The organism is Pseudomonas viridiflava (assembly GCF_900184295.1).
Taxonomy (GTDB): domain Bacteria; phylum Pseudomonadota; class Gammaproteobacteria; order Pseudomonadales; family Pseudomonadaceae; genus Aquipseudomonas; species Aquipseudomonas viridiflava.
On sequence record NZ_LT855380.1, the window covers coordinates 2,611,680 to 2,626,774 of the forward strand.

A 15,095-nucleotide genomic window follows, 5' to 3' on the forward strand; every position below is an offset into this window, starting at 1 on the left:
CGGAAAGATACCTCTTTATTGGCTGTGCAGTGTTTTTTTCTGTGCGTCCCGTCACAACCCTGCAGGGCTGCATGATTGACCGCGGAGGCTGGCGGTGGTTCATGTCATCGGGCCATTATCTATGGATTGCCCCATGTAGCCAATGGCACCGTTGTCAGCACTGTCCATGCTTCTGAACAGGGCAGTGCTGACGGGCCACCGTCAAGGCTTGCCTGGTCTGGCGCGTTGTTTGAGATAGCCCAACAGCTGCCGCGCAGCCTGAGGGACGCTGTGCTCGTCGAAGGTCATGCAGATGGCTCGGGTATCGTCCTCGATGGTGATTTCGTACTGATTCAGGTCGCGTCCGTCTTCATTGAAGGCTTCCCCCGACTTGTTCAGTCCGCTGTCACTCACCAGCCGTTCAAGCTGTTCGGCCTCGGGTTGTTCGAGGGTGGAGGTGTCCACCTCACACCGTTTTATCGCGCCGGCAAAACCGCCCGATTGGACCAGACACACCTTCATCGCTACACCTCCTCAATGTTCAGACCTTGACCCCGACCTTCTTCCAGGCGGCCTGAACGGCTTTTTTGGCGTCTGCACCGAAACGGGGGTCGCTGGCGACCTTTATGCTGATTCTGGCGCAATCGGCGAACTGGCTGTCCGATGCCAGCTCCAGCATTGTTTCATACCAGATTCTGCCTGCCACTTCCCAGGCATTTCCGCCGAGCGCCTTGGCGACCAGTACGAAAGCGCGATTGGGAATGCCCGAGTTGATATGCACGCCGCCCCGGTCCTTGGCACCGGTGTACAGGTCAGCCATGGTGGCGGGCTGCGGGTCGTCGCCCAGATCCGGGTCGTTGGCGTAAGCGGTTCCGGGTTTCTCCATGTCACGAATCCCGCGGCGGGTCGGGGCAGGGACCAGCAGTTCCTTGCCAACAACCCAGTCCGATTCTTCGGCGCTGGTGCCTTCTTTCCACTGGCGAACCAGCATGCCGAAGACATCGGCGAAATGTTCGTTCAAGGCACCCGACTGGCCACGGTATTCCAGATTGGACGTGAAACTCTGCACGCCATGCGTCAGTTCGTGGCCAATGACTTCCAGACTGCCCGTGAAACGTTTGAAGACCAGGTCGTCGCCATCGCCATAGGCCATCTGGCTGCCGTTCCAGTACGCGTTGCTGAGGGGCACGTAATCGCCTTGAAAATCGACTTCGGCCACATGCACGGTCGAGACCAGCGCCATGCCTGCATCGTCCAGTGAGTTGCGTTCGAACAGTTGCTGATAAAAATCGTAGACATCACCCGAACCGTCATAGGCTTCATCGGTGGCCTTGTCGCCGGTGGCCTTCTGGCCTTCGGAACGCACCACTTTACCCGGCAACTGATCGGTGCCTTTGGCATCGTGGATCACCCGGTGTTTGGTGCCGCTCGGTGATTTTATGGCATGCATCGACGGCATCGTCCGGGCGGTCAGGCGCGAAGCCAGGAATGCGGAGCTGCCGGTCAGGTTGGCGATGGCCCGTGCGCTGATACCGGGCTGTGAGGACTGCGCCATATGCTCGAGCATGTAAGGCGGAATGAAGCAATGCAGGGGATGTCTATCGCACATGTGAAACTCCTGTAGTAATGCACCGATAGCAGCAAGCCACCGGTCAACATGGTCGCGAGAGGTTTGACAGGTGAAAGACGGGTTTTATGCCAAAGAAATATTTCATTACATGATGACCGGTAGGCAAATGATTGGCGCGTTCGCCAATATTCAGTCTGGCCGGGCGTTTGCGGGAAGGGCGGTCGACCTGCGTCACCTCGACACAGCCACTCGATCCACGCGCCGGGAATGCTAGACTCGCGCCACTTCAGACGAGGAGCAGACTCACGTGCGCAAGACGGTAATGATCATGGCGGTGCTGGCACTGGCCGGATGCGATGCAGGCGGTTCCAGAACTCCTGCCCGGGAGAAGTCCCAGGACACGGTTCAGACGGCGCCGGTTACCGGCCCGCAGTGGTTTATCCAGATGAACTCCAGAGAGGCGGTCAGCGATACCAGTGCCTGGCTGCTCGAGCGCAGCTATGTGCCCGTCATCGTCACGATCGACGGCAAGCAGCAAATGTTGCTCGGTCCTTACCCGAGCGAGGCCGAAGCCGAAGAGCAGCGTGTCGCCCTGCAGGCCAAGGTCAGCAAATCACACCGTTTTGCCACGCCTTCGGTGGTGCAGTACACCCGCTGAGGCACCAGACAGCAAAAGGGCGTGATCGCTGTGCAGCGATCACGCCCTTTTTTACGCCTGGTGCGGTGTGTCGATCAACGACGGCCCAGCAGCAAGCCCACGACCAGTCCGAAGCCGGCAGAAATGGCCACGGTCTGCCATGGATGGCCACCGATGTAAGTCTCGGTCGCATCCACCGCCGGCTTGGCGCGATCACGCACGCTCGCCACCGAATCCAGTGCCTGCTTGAGCTTCAGGCTCAGTTGCGCGCGCAGGGTCTCTGCGTCCTCGCCTACCAGCGCTGCGCTGTCCTTGAGTAGCTTGTCGGATTCCTCGATCAGTGCCTGCAGGTCGCTGAACGCCTGATCCTTGATCTGATCGGCAGCAGTTTGGGCAGAGGTCTTGCGAGCCATGGCATTTTCCTTTTCAAGTGATGGCAATAGTGATCAATGGAGTATCGGTCCTCGCGAAAAGTTGCACCGGCTTGAATGACCTGACGCAGGGCTCTGCAAAGAAACACCATTACGGGTGTAAGATGCAGCCGTTTTTAGTCGTAGGTGAACGTTATGAGTTTCAATCTGGCCAATCGGCCCCTTCCTGAACGCGCCGCTATCGAAGATGAAAAATCCCGCCTGTTCGACCTGTGGCAGAGCAATCTCGGCAAGGCCAAGGGCGAGGCAGCGCGGTTGATGGGCGAACGTGCCAAGCGCAAGGGTAAATGGTCGGAGTGGGTTCGCTCCGAGCTGGACACCATGAGCCCGCCGGAATACGCCAACATGGTACGCAGTGAAGTCAATCGCCTGATGGCGGCGGCCAAGTAAGCCGTCACACAATCAGGCAGACAGCGTTATCCCTGGCCTTCGATCACCAGGGATCGCCTTCCGCCTGCCGAAGGTCCAGCGTGCCGCTGTCTTTGAAACGCATGGTACCGAACAGGCCGCCGGCCAGCTTGCCGCGTAGCGTATAGGGCAGGTTGTCCAGTCGCTGGGTCTGGCTCAGGCCGAGCGCCTGGCGCAGGGCCGCAAAGGCCGAGACGCTGACCGGCACCACCAGAACTGCTTCGGAGAACGAGCCGATGGAACCGCGCTGGTTGCTGACGCCAGACGCCAGCAACCGACCGTTCACATCCAGATCCAGCGCCACGCCGCTGTAATCGATGGCGGTCTCGTTTGGGTTCTGCAAGCGCAGCTTCACCGCCATGCGCAACTCCAGTCCCTGACCCGGCAAGGGGTCGATGCCCACCACACTGATGGTCAACGGATCGCGATTGGGCAGCAGGGTACATGCACTCAGCGCCAGCATCAGAAGGCCCGAAAGCACGAGGCGCATTGGGTGTAGCGACATTGTCCGGTTCCTCGGCGTGGCGTCAGTCACCTTCAGACCGCATGGCTGTCAAGAGATTCGCGGGCAAGTGAAAGGCCCGTCGGATGACCCCGAAGATTCAACGTCCGCGCCGTTACCCGCTAATCTGCCTGTTTCAACCATTGCGTCGTGCTGCGCGCAGGTTGATGATTTCAGCGATCCAATAACAACAAGACTGGAGATAGCCATGTCCATCGAAAGGACAACCCCTCATCAAAACCCTGCCCAAAACCCTGCTCAAGATCCTGTCGTCATCGTTAGTGCTGTCCGCACGCCCATGGGCGGTTTTCAGGGCGAACTGCAGAGCCTGAGTGCCACACGCCTGGGCTCGCTGGCCATCGGCGCCGCCGTAGAGCGTGCCGGTATCGACCCCCGTGACGTTGAAGAAGTCCTGTTCGGTTGCGTGCTGCCCGCAGGCCTCGGTCAGGCGCCCGCCAGACAGGCCGCGCTGGGCGCGGGTCTGGGCAAGGCCACGCTGTGCACCACGCTCAACAAGATGTGCGGCTCGGGTATGCAGGCCACCATTCTGGCTCATGATCTGCTGATGGCGGGCAGTGCAAGCGTTGTCGTGGCAGGCGGCATGGAAAGCATGTCCAACGCACCGTATCTGCTGGACCGCGCCCGTGGCGGTTATCGCATGGGCCACGGTCGTGTGCTGGATCACATGTTTCTCGATGGTCTGGAAGACGCCTATGAGCCGGGCCGCCTGATGGGCACCTACGCCGAGGATTGCGCGCAGAACAATGGTTTCAGTCGCGAGGCGCAGGATGCGTTTGCCATCGCTTCCCTGACCCGCGCCCAGCAGGCCATTTCAGAAGGGCATTTCGACGCCGAGATCGTTCCGGTGCAGGTCACTGTCGGCAAGGAACTGCACCTGATTGCCCATGACGAGCAGCCGCCCAAGGCGCGACTGGACAAGATCCCGACACTCAAGCCGGCGTTCCGCGAAGGCGGCACGGTGACGGCGGCCAACGCGAGTTCGATCTCCGACGGTGCCGCTGCGTTGCTGTTGATGCGTCATTCCGAAGCCGCGCGCCGGGGACTGAAGCCGCTCGCCGTTATTCATGCTCACGCCGCGTTCGCCGACGAGCCTGGCCTGTTTCCCACCGCTCCGATTGGGGCGATCAAGCGGCTTCTCGGCAAGACAGGCTGGACGGTGGATGATGTGGATCTCTACGAAATTAACGAGGCCTTCGCCGTCGTGCCTCTGGTCGCCATGAGTCACCTGGAAATTGCGCACCACAAGGTCAATGTCAATGGCGGAGCCTGTGCGCTGGGTCATCCCATTGGTGCCTCGGGTGCACGCATCATCGTGACCTTGCTGGCGGCCCTGCGTCGCAGAAAACTCAAGCGTGGAATCGCGGCTATCTGCATCGGCGGTGGCGAGGCAACGGCTGTTGCGCTTGAAGTAATTGAATAGTTATTTAAATCAACAGCTTGAATGGTATATGTGATGTTGATTGTTTGGTTTTGGATTTAATTTTCAAAAAATATAAAAAAGGATATTTATCAATGGTTTACGAGACTATCTTGAGTGAGGTCAGAGACGGGGTCGGGCTCGTGACGCTCAACCGTCCCAAGGCTCTGAACGCGCTCAACGCTCGATTGATCGATGAACTGAACCATTCGCTGGACGCCTTCGAAGCTGACAGCGCCATCGGCTGTATTGTGCTCACGGGCTCTGAAAAAGCCTTTGCTGCTGGCGCTGATATCAAGGAAATGGTCGATCTGACCTACCCGCAGATCTACCTCGATGACCTGTTTCGCGAAAGCGATCGTGTTGCTTCACGACGCAAGCCCATGATCGCCGCAGTTGCCGGTTTTGCGTTGGGGGGCGGGTGTGAGCTGGCGCTGATGTGCGACTTTATCCTTGCGGCTGACAATGCCCGCTTCGGGCAACCGGAAATCAATCTGGGCGTACTGCCGGGCATGGGCGGCACCCAGCGGCTGACCCGGGCCGTCGGCAAGGCCAAGGCCATGGAAATGTGCCTGACCGGGCGCTTGATCGACGCCCACGAAGCCGAGCGCGCCGGCATGGTGTCTCGGGTCCTGCCGCTGGAAGAGCTCCTCGACGAGGCGCTGAAGGCCGCCGCCAGTATTGCTGCCAAGTCCTTGCCTGTCGCGATGCAGGTCAAGGAAAGCGTCAACCGCGCCTTCGAAGTCAGCCTCGCCGAAGGCATCCGTTTCGAACGCCGTGTGTTTCACGCCACCTTCGCCAGTCAGGATCAGAAGGAAGGCATGCAGGCGTTCATCGAAAAACGGCCGGCTGTCTTCAGGGACTGCTGATATTCAGGGCATCGCGCTGCTGCTGCGTCCAGTTCTGCTGGAAATAGGTATGCAGCGCCATGCACTCGCCGGGATGGATCAGCCATAGCTCCTGGGGCGTCTTGTGATACTCCCTGATCAGTTGCTGGCGATCGGCTTCGCTCAGGCCCAGATAACCCAGATCGTCGGTGGTGCCTTCGAACAGGAAGTGCCTGGGTGCCAAGCGAGCCAGATGATGCAGCCCCGGCTTGCGCATGCGCACGATGTACCAGATTCTCGCGCCCAGTGGTGCGCCGCGCAGACCTGGCAGCTTTGTCAGGCGCAGATCGCTGATGGTCAGGGTCTTTCGGGGTGGAGCATCGGGCGCAAACGTATCCAGCGTGGTATTGCCCCGCACCGAAATCATCTCCGGCGTCAGGTGCAGCTCGGTCTGCGCGCCTTTCACGTTGATGACCTTGTCCGATTCGATATGCAAGTGCTGGCCGGAGCGCAGATGCACGTAGACCGGCGACTTGACGTCGATCCCTTCCAGTCTTATCCGTGGTCTGTTTGCAGGCAGGGCTCTTGGCACGCCACAGATCACCGGGCGGTCCGGATCGCTGTTCAGGTGAGCGACGATCACGCGGGTGCCTGCCTGTAGCCGGGCGACCGGGTTGGCAGCCGCACACATCACCTGTGCCAGCGGCCACTGTTCGGGCTCATTTTCCAGACCGGATGCTTTCTGCCAGTCAAAGCGGATCGGCCTGTGGCCTGGCAGGCTGTTCTGCGCATCGACGATCAGCTCCTGAGGCATGAGTGTCGCCTCTTGAAGCTGGTTGATTCTCGGCTTGGGGTGTCTGAGCGCAGGGCGAAAGGGCATCGCCCAAGGCAACACCTTGAACCGATTCGTGTAGCCAGCGGCTGAAACGCTTTCGTCAGGTAGAGGGTCGTTTTCTGTTTCAGGCAGCGCACTGATGATGGCCGCAATGTCGTTGGGGTCTACGCCTTCCAGTATCTGCAGCTGTCTGCCTGCATGGCGCACCTCGATCAGCAGCCACTGATCGTTGAGCAGCGGTTCGGGATGATCGAGTACGTGCATGATTTCGCCGCTGCGCAGGCCTGGCTGATCGCTGACGCCCTGAAAGTCCCGACGCTCGCAACGCAGCCGCTCCAGATGGCGCACGCTGCGCTGTTGTCGATGGGCCGTCGCCTGATCGGTCGGTCGCTGGCCGCTAGAGGCTTCAAGGGGTTCCCTGAGCGCTTGCGCTTCGCGTTCCGTGCGTGCTTTTGAGCCGCTGGACGGGGTCGAGTGGGTCGCCTGCCAGAACGGGTCCTGCTGGCCGCTATGGATCGACCGGCGTTCGGCCAGATGCACAAGTGCAGTCGAGCGGTCGTGAGGGTCGCGACGGAACCGTGTAGGTAACCGATGTTCGGTGAAGCTGGCCGGATCGTCGGAAAAGACCAGCGTATGGCTATCGGGCGCCTGTTCGAAACGGAAGTGAATGCCTTCCTCCTCGCACAGGCGCTGCAACAGGTGCAGATCGGTCTCATCGTACTGGATGCACAAGGGGCGACGTGGATAGAGCCCTGTCATCTGATCGAAGCGGTAGGCGGCTGTCGGCAGCCCATCGCGTTCAAGCAGATGGGCGATCAGTTGTGGGGCGCTCATGTCGTGGTAAGCGCAGCGTCGAGGCTGCCCGGCCAGGTTTTGCAAGGCAGGCATCAGCACCAGTCGATAATGCGTCAGGCGACTGCCGACATACACTTCGAGTGCATGATGGATCAGGCCATGCACGCCTTGACCGGCCAGGCCGAAGCTCAGGAACGCGCTGCGCCCGATCAGGCTGGCCGTGTCCAGCGAGGCTTGCGTGCCGACCAGGTCGATATTGAAACGGTACACGTCGTTCAAGGCATCCAGCCCGGTAAAGCTTATGACATGCAGATCCATCTGGCAGTCGGCAATCGCCAAGGTCATTGGCATTTGCGGGTCTTTGCACATCGTCGGGCGCTCCCACCATGAAATTCAGGGTGCGAAGGTTACGAAATGCGTGAGTGCAAAAGCATCGTTTCAAAGTTTTTCAGAAAAGGACTACACGACGAAGCGCGAGCAGGCCTGAGATATTGAGCGCAGTGACACGCTCATCGACGCAATCACAGCCCGGCAGGGGTTTCATCTGGCGTGATCGCGTATAAAATGCGTCGCGCCGGAAACGTCTTTGCCGGCCACCCCTATTTTCAACGTCCTGCCACCCTTGCAGGCTGCCTCGCAGTCGCACCGGGCGGGACGCACACTGGATCAAGAGAGCAGACATGGGCGCACAGTGGAAGGTCAAGCATAAAGAAGCGGCAGCCAACGCCAAGGGACGTACGTTCGGCAAGCTGTCCAAGGAAATCATGATCGCGGCCCGCGCAGGCGCCGACCCTGACATGAACTCGCGGCTGCGTCTGGTGGTGGAGCAGGCCAAGAAAGCCTCGATGCCCCGTGAAACCCTCGAGCGCGCGATCAAGAAGGGCGCAGGCCTGCTGGGCGAAAGCGTCAACTTCGAACACCTGACCTATGAAGGTTTCGCACCGCATCGCGTGCCAGTGATCGTCGAATGCCTGACCGACAACATCAACCGCACCGTGTCGGAAATCCGCGTCCTGTTTCGCAAGGGGCAGCTGGGCGCTGCAGGCTCCGTGTCCTGGGATTTCAACTACCAGGGCATGATCGAAGCGGTGCCTGCGTCGCCGGACGCCGATCCTGACGAAGCGGCAATCGAAGCTGGCGCCCAGGACTGCGAGCCGGCGGAAGAGGGTGCCACTCTGTTTCTGACTGACCCCACAGACATGGACGCGGTGTGCAAGAAACTGCCTGAATTCGGCTTTACCGTGCAGTCTGCGCAGTTGGGCTACCGTCCGAAAAGCACGGTGGACGGCCTGACCGATGAGCAGATGGCAGAAGTCGAAGCTTTCCTGGAAGCCATCGATAACCACGACGATGTGCAGAACGTCTACGTGGGTCTGGCGGGCTGATCCACTCCGGTCTGGAGCGCCTCAGGCGCTCCATGCCTGCAACTTCACCAACACTTCCTCAAGCAGCGGCCTGCGTTTGCAGTCAGGCTGGATGCAGCTTTTCTGAAGCTGCTCGAGTCCTTCACGGATCTGCGCGTCTTCGGCTGGCGGCTCGCAGCGCTCCAGCAGTTCCCCCAGCAGGATGCCGAATGCCCGCGTTTCCAGACGCTGCAGCGCCTGTCCCGCAGACTCGGACGGATGAAAAGAGGCCGCCCCGAAGTCACCCAGCAGACAATTGCCGTTTTCCTGCACAAGGATATTGTGGCCGTACAGGTCGCCGTGGCTGATACCGCAGACATGCAGGTGAGCGGTGACCGATGCGATGCCCGTTGCCAGACGCAGCAGCTCCTGCAGCGAGAACCGGGTATCGGCGTCGTAGATATCGCGACTGCAGGAGTCCAGGCTGGGTGGGCCAGCGAGGTTGCGGAAGTCGGGCGCTATCAGCTCCATTACCAGGCCCCGTTGCTGTTCGGGGTGCTCCGCGATCTGCCCCAGCACCTCGATCAGGTGCGCATGTCGGCCTGCGGCAATGCACGCGGCCATTTCATTGAGCGGGGAGCCATCGCTGGTCACATCACCCTTGTACAGCTTGACCGCTACCGTCTGCGCCTGCCCGTCGTCCTGCCATTCGGCCTGCTGAATGACGCCTGATGCTCCTTCACCCAGACGCTGCCCCAGGCTCAAGTGCTGCCATGGAATCTGCCGCACTGGCAGCGCCTCATGCTCCGGGCACAACGGGTTGTCTGCAAACGCCAGCCAGGCGAGGGCGGGCAGTTGCAGCAGCCATCCTGGCAGTTCGGTCAGCCGGTTTGCGGCAATACGGATCAGTTCCAGCCTGTGACAGTCGGCAAGCGTCGGCGGCAGGCGCTGTAACCGGTTACCGGCCAGCATCAGCTTTTGCAGATCGGGTCGGCGACCCAGTTCGTCCGGCAACGACTCGATGCAGTTATCGGTCAGAATCAGCCAGCGCAGACGTGGCGGTAGTGCCGACGCGCTGACCTGCCGAATACGATTGGCCTTGAAGCCGACGATGCGCAGCTGCTCGCACCGCCCGATGCACTCAGGCAGATGGGTAAAGGCGTTGTCGGACCCGAACAGCACGTGCAGCCGAGTCAGGCGATGCAGGTCGTCCGGCAGATCGCTCAGCGAATTGCCACTTAGGTTGAGGACTTCCAGCGTATCCGCCAGGTCGAAAATTTCCTGCGGGAATTCGGTCAGTCCGCAGGACAGGTCAAGACGCCGTATGCCGGCCAGCTTGCCGGCGCGCAGGTCTGCGAGGGTATGCATAGGGGTGGGTTCGGTCTTCAGTCGGACAAGCGCGCATCATAACGGCAGTTTTTGCAGGTCGCCGCAGATATCATCCTTCATGGCAGGCAGCGCTCTACCCACTGATGCACGGTGGCGAGGCTCGGCGGGGATTCGGAATAGAGAATCCGGTAGATCATGGGGGCGACGATGGCGTCGATCAGTTCGTCGGCCGATGGCGACGGCTCGTTTCGACTCGCGGCGCGATCAATGATGGTCTGCAACTGCTCGCGAACGATTGATGCGCATTTGCCGCCACAGTTCGAGGCACTGGCCGCCACGTCACGCATCATCTCGCGCCCTGGCGCCGAGGACATTTCGTCCAGGTACATCTCGCTCCAGCTCAACAGATCAAGGCGCAGTTCGCCGTGATCGATGGGCTCATCCGGGCGCAGCCGCGCAATGGCAGCGTCGGCCAGCAGATTGGTCAGGTCGCCCCAGCGCCGGTAGATGGTCGACGGTGTGACGCCTGCGCGAGTCGCGATCAGAGGCACGCTGAGCGTCGAGCGGTCCTGTTCCAGCAACAGATCGCGAACGGCACGGTGAATGGATTCCTGCACACGGGCGCTGCGGCCTCCGGTGCGTACTGCTTCTTTGATAGCCATATGGCGGACCTTAACACAAAGTATTTGCTTTAAACGGCATCAGACAGCACACTCCGCAAAAGCTAATTAATGGCTTTAAAAGGTTGCATCAGTGGAGAGTGTACCCATGTCCCTATCTTTGCAGAACCCGCAGCCCGATAGCCGGGGGCAAAGCCATCTGGTCTTTCTGGCCTTCACGACCCTGTGTTTCTTTGCCGCATCCAGCACGCCTACGCCGCTGTATCACTTGTATCAGGAGTCGTGGGGTTTTTCTTCCGGGATGCTCACGCTGATTTTCGCGGTCTATGCATTCAGCCTGCTCGCGGCGCTGTTAATGGGCGGATCACTCTCCGATTATCTGGGACGTCGCCCGGTCATTCTCGGTGCCTTGCTGATCCAGGCAGCCTCCATGCTGTGCTTCATCGCCGCCACGGATGTGACCTGGCTGGTGATCGCGCGGCTGCTTCAAGGGTTCGCTACCGGGCTGGCGGCCAGTGCGCTGGGCGCAGCGTTGCTGGACAGTGATCAGGTCCGTGGACCGCTGATCAACAGCATTTCCCCGATGTTGGGTATGGCGGTCGGTGCATTGGGTACAGCGCTGCTGGTGCAGTTCGCGCCGCATCCCTTGTTGCTGGCTTACTGCCTGCTGTTGGCGGCCTTTCTGGCGCAGGCGCTTTACCTGAAGCGAGTGCCCGAGACGGTCAGTCCGCAACCGGGCGCATGGCAGTCCCTGAAACCTTCGCTGCACGTGCCTGTGCAGGCCAGACGCATGCTGTGGCTGGTGCTTCCGGTGGACATCGCCGCCTGGGCACTGGGAGGATTTTTTCTGTCACTGAGTCCGTCCTTGCTGGCCGCTGCCACAGGTTCGACTTCGCCGCTGGATGGCGGACTTGCAGTTGCGGCACTGACGCTGAGTGGTGCGCTGGCCATTATGATCCTGCGCCAGCGTGCTCCAGAGCTGGGGCTCTGGGTCGGGGCAAGTTTCATGATCGTCGGGGTGGCGGTGATTCTGCTGGCCGTCAACTCAGGCGTGCTCTGGCTGTTCTTCTGCGGCGCGATGATCGCCGGGATTGGCTTTGGATCGAGTTTTCTCGGCGCGTTGCGCATGCTCATGCCGACTGCGCACGCACATGAGCGAGCGGGCCTGATGTCGGCCTTTCTGGTGCTCAGCTACCTGGCGTTCTGCATGCCAGCGCTGGCAGCCGGTTTTGCTGCGCGTTCGTTTGGTCTGGTAATGACCAGTAACGTCTATGGTGGGATCGTTATCGTGTTGGCATTGATGGCGCTGGCCGGATTGCTGGTGCGCCGTGCTGCGGGCGCAGGCACGACGGGGGATGAGCGTGTTGCGTGATTGCTGACCCGAATCTGCCGGGCAAACGCCACCCAGTGTGGGAGGCGGCTTGCCGGCGATTCGATTTCCCGGACGACATCCCGGCGTCTTGACTGAACCCCGTTACCGTCAACGCAGATCCTGAACCATTTCCGTCAACACGCTCAGGACGTCCTTGCCCAACTGCGCCGAGCGTTTGCCTGACCAGCCGGTGATCGGATCAGGCGCGTTGTCGTTGTCCTTGAACGGCATCTCCAGCGTCAGGGCCAGGCATTTGTAACGTTCGCCAATGCTGTTGCAGGCCAGGTTCATGTTGGCCTGGCCTGGAGCGCTGCGCGGGTAGCCGTACACACTCTGGAAATCGACCGTGATCTCACCCAGGCGACGACGGAATTGCTCTTCCAATTGCTGTTGTTTGGCGGTGTAGCCCGGATTGCCTTCGCAGGCTGCAGTGAAAACGTAAGGGATTTCTTCGTCACCATGCACGTCCAGGAACAGGTCGACGCCGTAGTGTTCCATCTGCTGTTTGACGAAAAACACCTCAGGGCTGAGTTCCTCGGTGCTGTCCTGCCAAGCACGGTTCAGGTCCTTGCCTTTGGCATTGGTGCGCAGATGACCGTGGAACGCGCCGTCGGGGTTCACGTTTGGCACCAGATACAGGTCTGCATTGGCCAGTAGCTGCTGCATGGCCGCATCGTCGTCCTGCTGAAGACGCTCGATAACGCCCTCCATGAACCATTCGGCCATGTGCTCACCGGGATGCTGCTGGGCGATGATCCAGATGTTGCGTTTGCCTTGCGCACCGTCGCCTTTGCGCAGCAACTGAATATCGCGGCCCTCGACGCTCTTTCCGGTCTCCAGCAGCTGCATCCCGGCCTGTTCCTGAGCCTGCTCGATCAGCCTTTCATGACGCTCGCGGCTGTAGGGTTCGAAATACGCGAACCAGACCTGCGGCTGGCTCGGCGACAGGCTGAAATCGAGTGCCTTGCCATCGAACCCGGACGGCACCCGGAACCATTCTTCGTGATCATAGGACGCGACCGCGTGATAACCGGTCCACGCGCTGTTGAACGTCGATTCGCTGGCGTTGGTCAGGCTGAAGGTATGGGGTGCGCCGACCTCCATGCCTTCGACCTTGAAGTGGAACCACTGAAAATGGCCACTTTGGGTGTCAGGTCGGATGGCCAGTTTGATGCGAGCCGGGTTGCTGGCATCCAGAACTTGAATGTTGCCGCTGTCGAAGTCTGCGTCGATGATGAGGGTCAAGGTGCGTGCCTGCATATGTTGTGCGTTCAAGGCAGCCACTTTACACCGATCGGCTCGTCACGGACTTCTCTGAAACGGTCATTCAGCGTCAGGAAAGTACCTCGGCCGTGACCATCAGGCTGCACAGCAACGTGGTCAGCAGGCACCAGGCGAGATACACGCGCCGTTTGCGCCGGTGCCAGCCGCCGATTCCCAGCAATGAAGCCGGGGCCTGAAGTTCGCGCCAGATGCGCTCACAGCTCTGAAACGCCGCCAGGTGCCTGGAATCCGCGTCGAGCCAGTGCCGAAATTCGATCCGCTCGCTAGCAGTTGCGCTTGGGCTTTGCAGATGCACGTACCAGCGGCTTGCCTGTTCCTGAATGGTCTGACCATCGAGGGCGGAATCGGAGGCGCAGCCATGGGCCTGCCTGAGCACGCGAACCATGGCACGCTCTACCTTGGCGACATCGGCATCAAGGAAGCGGGCAATCTCTGCGTAGGGCAAACCGTCGAGGCGGCTGAGCAGGAAAATCTGCCGGGTACGGCGCGACAGTCTGCCGAGGGTATGGCAGGTTTCGATTGTACGCGCTGACGGAGCCAGGTCCGGCAACGTGGCGGGCAGGGGCAACAAGGGCGAGAGCTGACTACTCATGATGTATCGCTCGCTGATCTTCCATAGAAATTCTTCCTTGAACCTATAGGTTTCATCCATGACACATTCAGCCTAGTGAATGCGAGAATCGTTCTCAAGTGAAAAGGCGCTGCAATTGCGATTTATCTGAACGTTTCAGTCATTGTCGGCGTAAAAAACTGACCTCATGCGGCGTTGCACTGATATCATCAGCGCCATTCTGAAACACCGTGCAACACCCCAGACTTCATTAGCCTGAAGCAGCGAAAAAACCAAAAAAAAGACCCGGCAAAAAAGCCGGGTCAAAAACCGTGATTAGCCTGATGAGGAGATAATCTGCAAGCCGACCTAAGACTTCCAGGTTATCAAGCCAGTCTCGCGACCAGCTGATGCAATAATAATCATTATCATTTGCCAGTCAAATGTTTTGGCATCCTCATAGAAAGAAACAATCCATTGGCGCTCGTCGATGGATTGCGCCTTTTTCTCACTATCTCTTCTTCGTCCTCAGTCCAGCGGCAGTTCTGTCGTGCGCTTGACCGTGCTCATGGCGATGTTGGAGTGTGCTTCGTGCACATGCGGCAGTTGCAGCAGATGGTCTCGCAGAAAGCGCTCGTAACTCGCTATGTCCTGTGCCACGACCTTGAGCATGAAGTCCATGCCGCCTGCCATGGTGTAGCACTCCAGCACCTCCGGGTGGCCGATGATCGCTTCTTCGAACTCGGCAAGATACCGCCTGCCGTGGCCTGAAAGCTTGACCTCGACGAACACTGTCATGCTCAGCCCCAGCTTTTGCGCGCTGAGCAAAGCAACGGTGCGCTCGATCACGCCTTCCTCCTGAAGTCTGTGTATGCGTCGCCAGCAGGGTGACTGCGACAGCTCGACACGCTCGGCAATCTCTGCCGCCGACAGATCGGCGTCATGTTGCAACAGGCGGAGAATCTTGCGATCGATGGGGCTCAATTTAAGCTGCATGAATTGACCTTGTTTTTTGTTTTTTTCGAAAAGGGCATGCTCAATATCAGCAGATATCTGTCAATTTAGAAAGAAAAAGCCTCTTTTCTACAGGCAGTCTAATGGCAAGGCCGCCGGGCTGGACCCTCCCGGCGAGATGGACCTTACTCATAAGAAAGCCTGAATAAAAACAAGAGAGG

General features: G+C 59.6%; 16 protein-coding genes. 6 read left to right on the forward strand and 10 right to left on the reverse strand.

Translation table 11 applies throughout. The features are described 5' to 3' along the window. Positions 1-201: 201 nt before the first annotated feature. Positions 202-501: a protealysin inhibitor emfourin gene (locus CFBP1590_RS12000; RefSeq protein WP_088235100.1), complete on the reverse strand. Its 300-nt coding sequence runs from the start codon at positions 499-501 to the stop codon at positions 202-204. Positions 502-520: 19 nt separating this feature from the next. Next, complete coding sequence (locus CFBP1590_RS12005; RefSeq protein WP_004882067.1) at positions 521-1,588, reverse strand: M4 family metallopeptidase; 1,068 nt, start codon at positions 1,586-1,588, stop codon at positions 521-523. Between the two features lie 268 nt (positions 1,589-1,856). Between CFBP1590_RS12005 and CFBP1590_RS12010 the strand changes: the two genes are divergently transcribed. Beyond that, positions 1,857-2,207: a hypothetical protein gene (locus CFBP1590_RS12010; RefSeq protein ID WP_029243424.1), complete on the forward strand. Its 351-nt coding sequence runs from the start codon at positions 1,857-1,859 to the stop codon at positions 2,205-2,207. A gap of 74 nt (positions 2,208-2,281) precedes the next feature. Here CFBP1590_RS12010 and CFBP1590_RS12015 read toward each other — a convergent pair whose 3' ends face one another. Further along, positions 2,282-2,599 carry an ElaB/YgaM/YqjD family protein gene (locus CFBP1590_RS12015; RefSeq protein WP_004882072.1) on the reverse strand — a complete coding sequence of 106 codons (318 nt, stop codon included), beginning with the start codon at positions 2,597-2,599 and terminating at the stop codon, positions 2,282-2,284. A 153-nt stretch (positions 2,600-2,752) separates the two neighbouring features. On the opposite strand from CFBP1590_RS12015, the gene CFBP1590_RS12020 reads away from it, so the two are divergent. After that, positions 2,753-3,007, forward strand: coding sequence for a hypothetical protein (locus CFBP1590_RS12020; RefSeq protein ID WP_004882073.1), 255 nt, complete (start codon positions 2,753-2,755; stop codon positions 3,005-3,007). 43 nt (positions 3,008-3,050) lie between these two features. Here the strand turns inward: CFBP1590_RS12020 and CFBP1590_RS12025 are convergent, their stop codons facing one another. Further along, positions 3,051-3,530 (reverse strand): LEA/WHy family protein, encoded by a 480-nt coding sequence (locus tag CFBP1590_RS12025; RefSeq protein ID WP_088235101.1) that lies wholly within the window; start codon positions 3,528-3,530, stop codon positions 3,051-3,053. Positions 3,531-3,735: 205 nt separating this feature from the next. On the opposite strand from CFBP1590_RS12025, the gene CFBP1590_RS12030 reads away from it, so the two are divergent. Both CFBP1590_RS12030 and CFBP1590_RS12035 read left to right on the forward strand, forming a co-directional pair. Continuing rightward, entirely contained in the window at positions 3,736-4,968 is a 1,233-nt protein-coding gene (locus tag CFBP1590_RS12030; protein WP_088235102.1) for an acetyl-CoA C-acyltransferase, read from the forward strand. Positions 4,969-5,060: 92 nt separating this feature from the next. After that, on the forward strand, positions 5,061-5,834 hold the full coding sequence (locus CFBP1590_RS12035) for an enoyl-CoA hydratase (RefSeq protein WP_088235103.1): 774 nt from the start codon (positions 5,061-5,063) through the stop codon (positions 5,832-5,834). Here the strand turns inward: CFBP1590_RS12035 and CFBP1590_RS12040 are convergent. Then, positions 5,821-7,773 carry a type VI secretion system Vgr family protein gene (locus CFBP1590_RS12040; protein WP_167383089.1) on the reverse strand — a complete coding sequence of 651 codons (1,953 nt, stop codon included), beginning with the start codon at positions 7,771-7,773 and terminating at the stop codon, positions 5,821-5,823. The genes CFBP1590_RS12035 and CFBP1590_RS12040 overlap by 14 nt on opposite strands. Positions 7,774-8,102: 329 nt before the next feature. Between CFBP1590_RS12040 and CFBP1590_RS12045 the strand changes: the two genes are divergently transcribed. Continuing rightward, a complete protein-coding gene (locus CFBP1590_RS12045) occupies positions 8,103-8,807 on the forward strand; it encodes a YebC/PmpR family DNA-binding transcriptional regulator (protein WP_088235105.1) in 705 nt (234 codons plus the stop codon). A gap of 21 nt (positions 8,808-8,828) precedes the next feature. Here the strand turns inward: CFBP1590_RS12045 and CFBP1590_RS12050 are convergent, their stop codons facing one another. Both CFBP1590_RS12050 and CFBP1590_RS12055 read right to left on the reverse strand, forming a co-directional pair. Beyond that, positions 8,829-10,133, reverse strand: a complete 1,305-nt coding sequence (locus CFBP1590_RS12050) for a leucine-rich repeat-containing protein kinase family protein (RefSeq protein ID WP_088235106.1) — start codon at positions 10,131-10,133, stop codon at positions 8,829-8,831. Positions 10,134-10,210: 77 nt separating this feature from the next. Next, complete coding sequence (locus CFBP1590_RS12055) at positions 10,211-10,756, reverse strand: TetR/AcrR family transcriptional regulator (protein WP_004882102.1); 546 nt, start codon at positions 10,754-10,756, stop codon at positions 10,211-10,213. Between the two features lie 106 nt (positions 10,757-10,862). Here CFBP1590_RS12055 and CFBP1590_RS12060 point away from each other — a divergent pair, with 106 nt between their 5' ends. Continuing rightward, positions 10,863-12,086: an MFS transporter gene (locus CFBP1590_RS12060; RefSeq protein WP_088235107.1), complete on the forward strand. Its 1,224-nt coding sequence runs from the start codon at positions 10,863-10,865 to the stop codon at positions 12,084-12,086. A gap of 108 nt (positions 12,087-12,194) precedes the next feature. On the opposite strand, the gene CFBP1590_RS12065 is transcribed toward CFBP1590_RS12060, so the two are convergent. From CFBP1590_RS12065 to CFBP1590_RS12075, 3 genes are all read right to left on the reverse strand, one after another. Then, entirely contained in the window at positions 12,195-13,331 is a 1,137-nt protein-coding gene (locus CFBP1590_RS12065; RefSeq protein ID WP_088236401.1) for a M14 family metallopeptidase, read from the reverse strand. An 88-nt stretch (positions 13,332-13,419) separates the two neighbouring features. Then, the gene (locus CFBP1590_RS12070; protein WP_043306111.1) at positions 13,420-13,962 is read right to left on the reverse strand and encodes a DUF4880 domain-containing protein; all 543 of its coding nucleotides are present in this window, start codon (positions 13,960-13,962) and stop codon (positions 13,420-13,422) included. Positions 13,963-14,448: 486 nt separating this feature from the next. After that, positions 14,449-14,916, reverse strand: a complete 468-nt coding sequence (locus CFBP1590_RS12075) for an Lrp/AsnC family transcriptional regulator (protein WP_004882112.1) — start codon at positions 14,914-14,916, stop codon at positions 14,449-14,451. Positions 14,917-15,095: the final 179 nt, after the last annotated feature.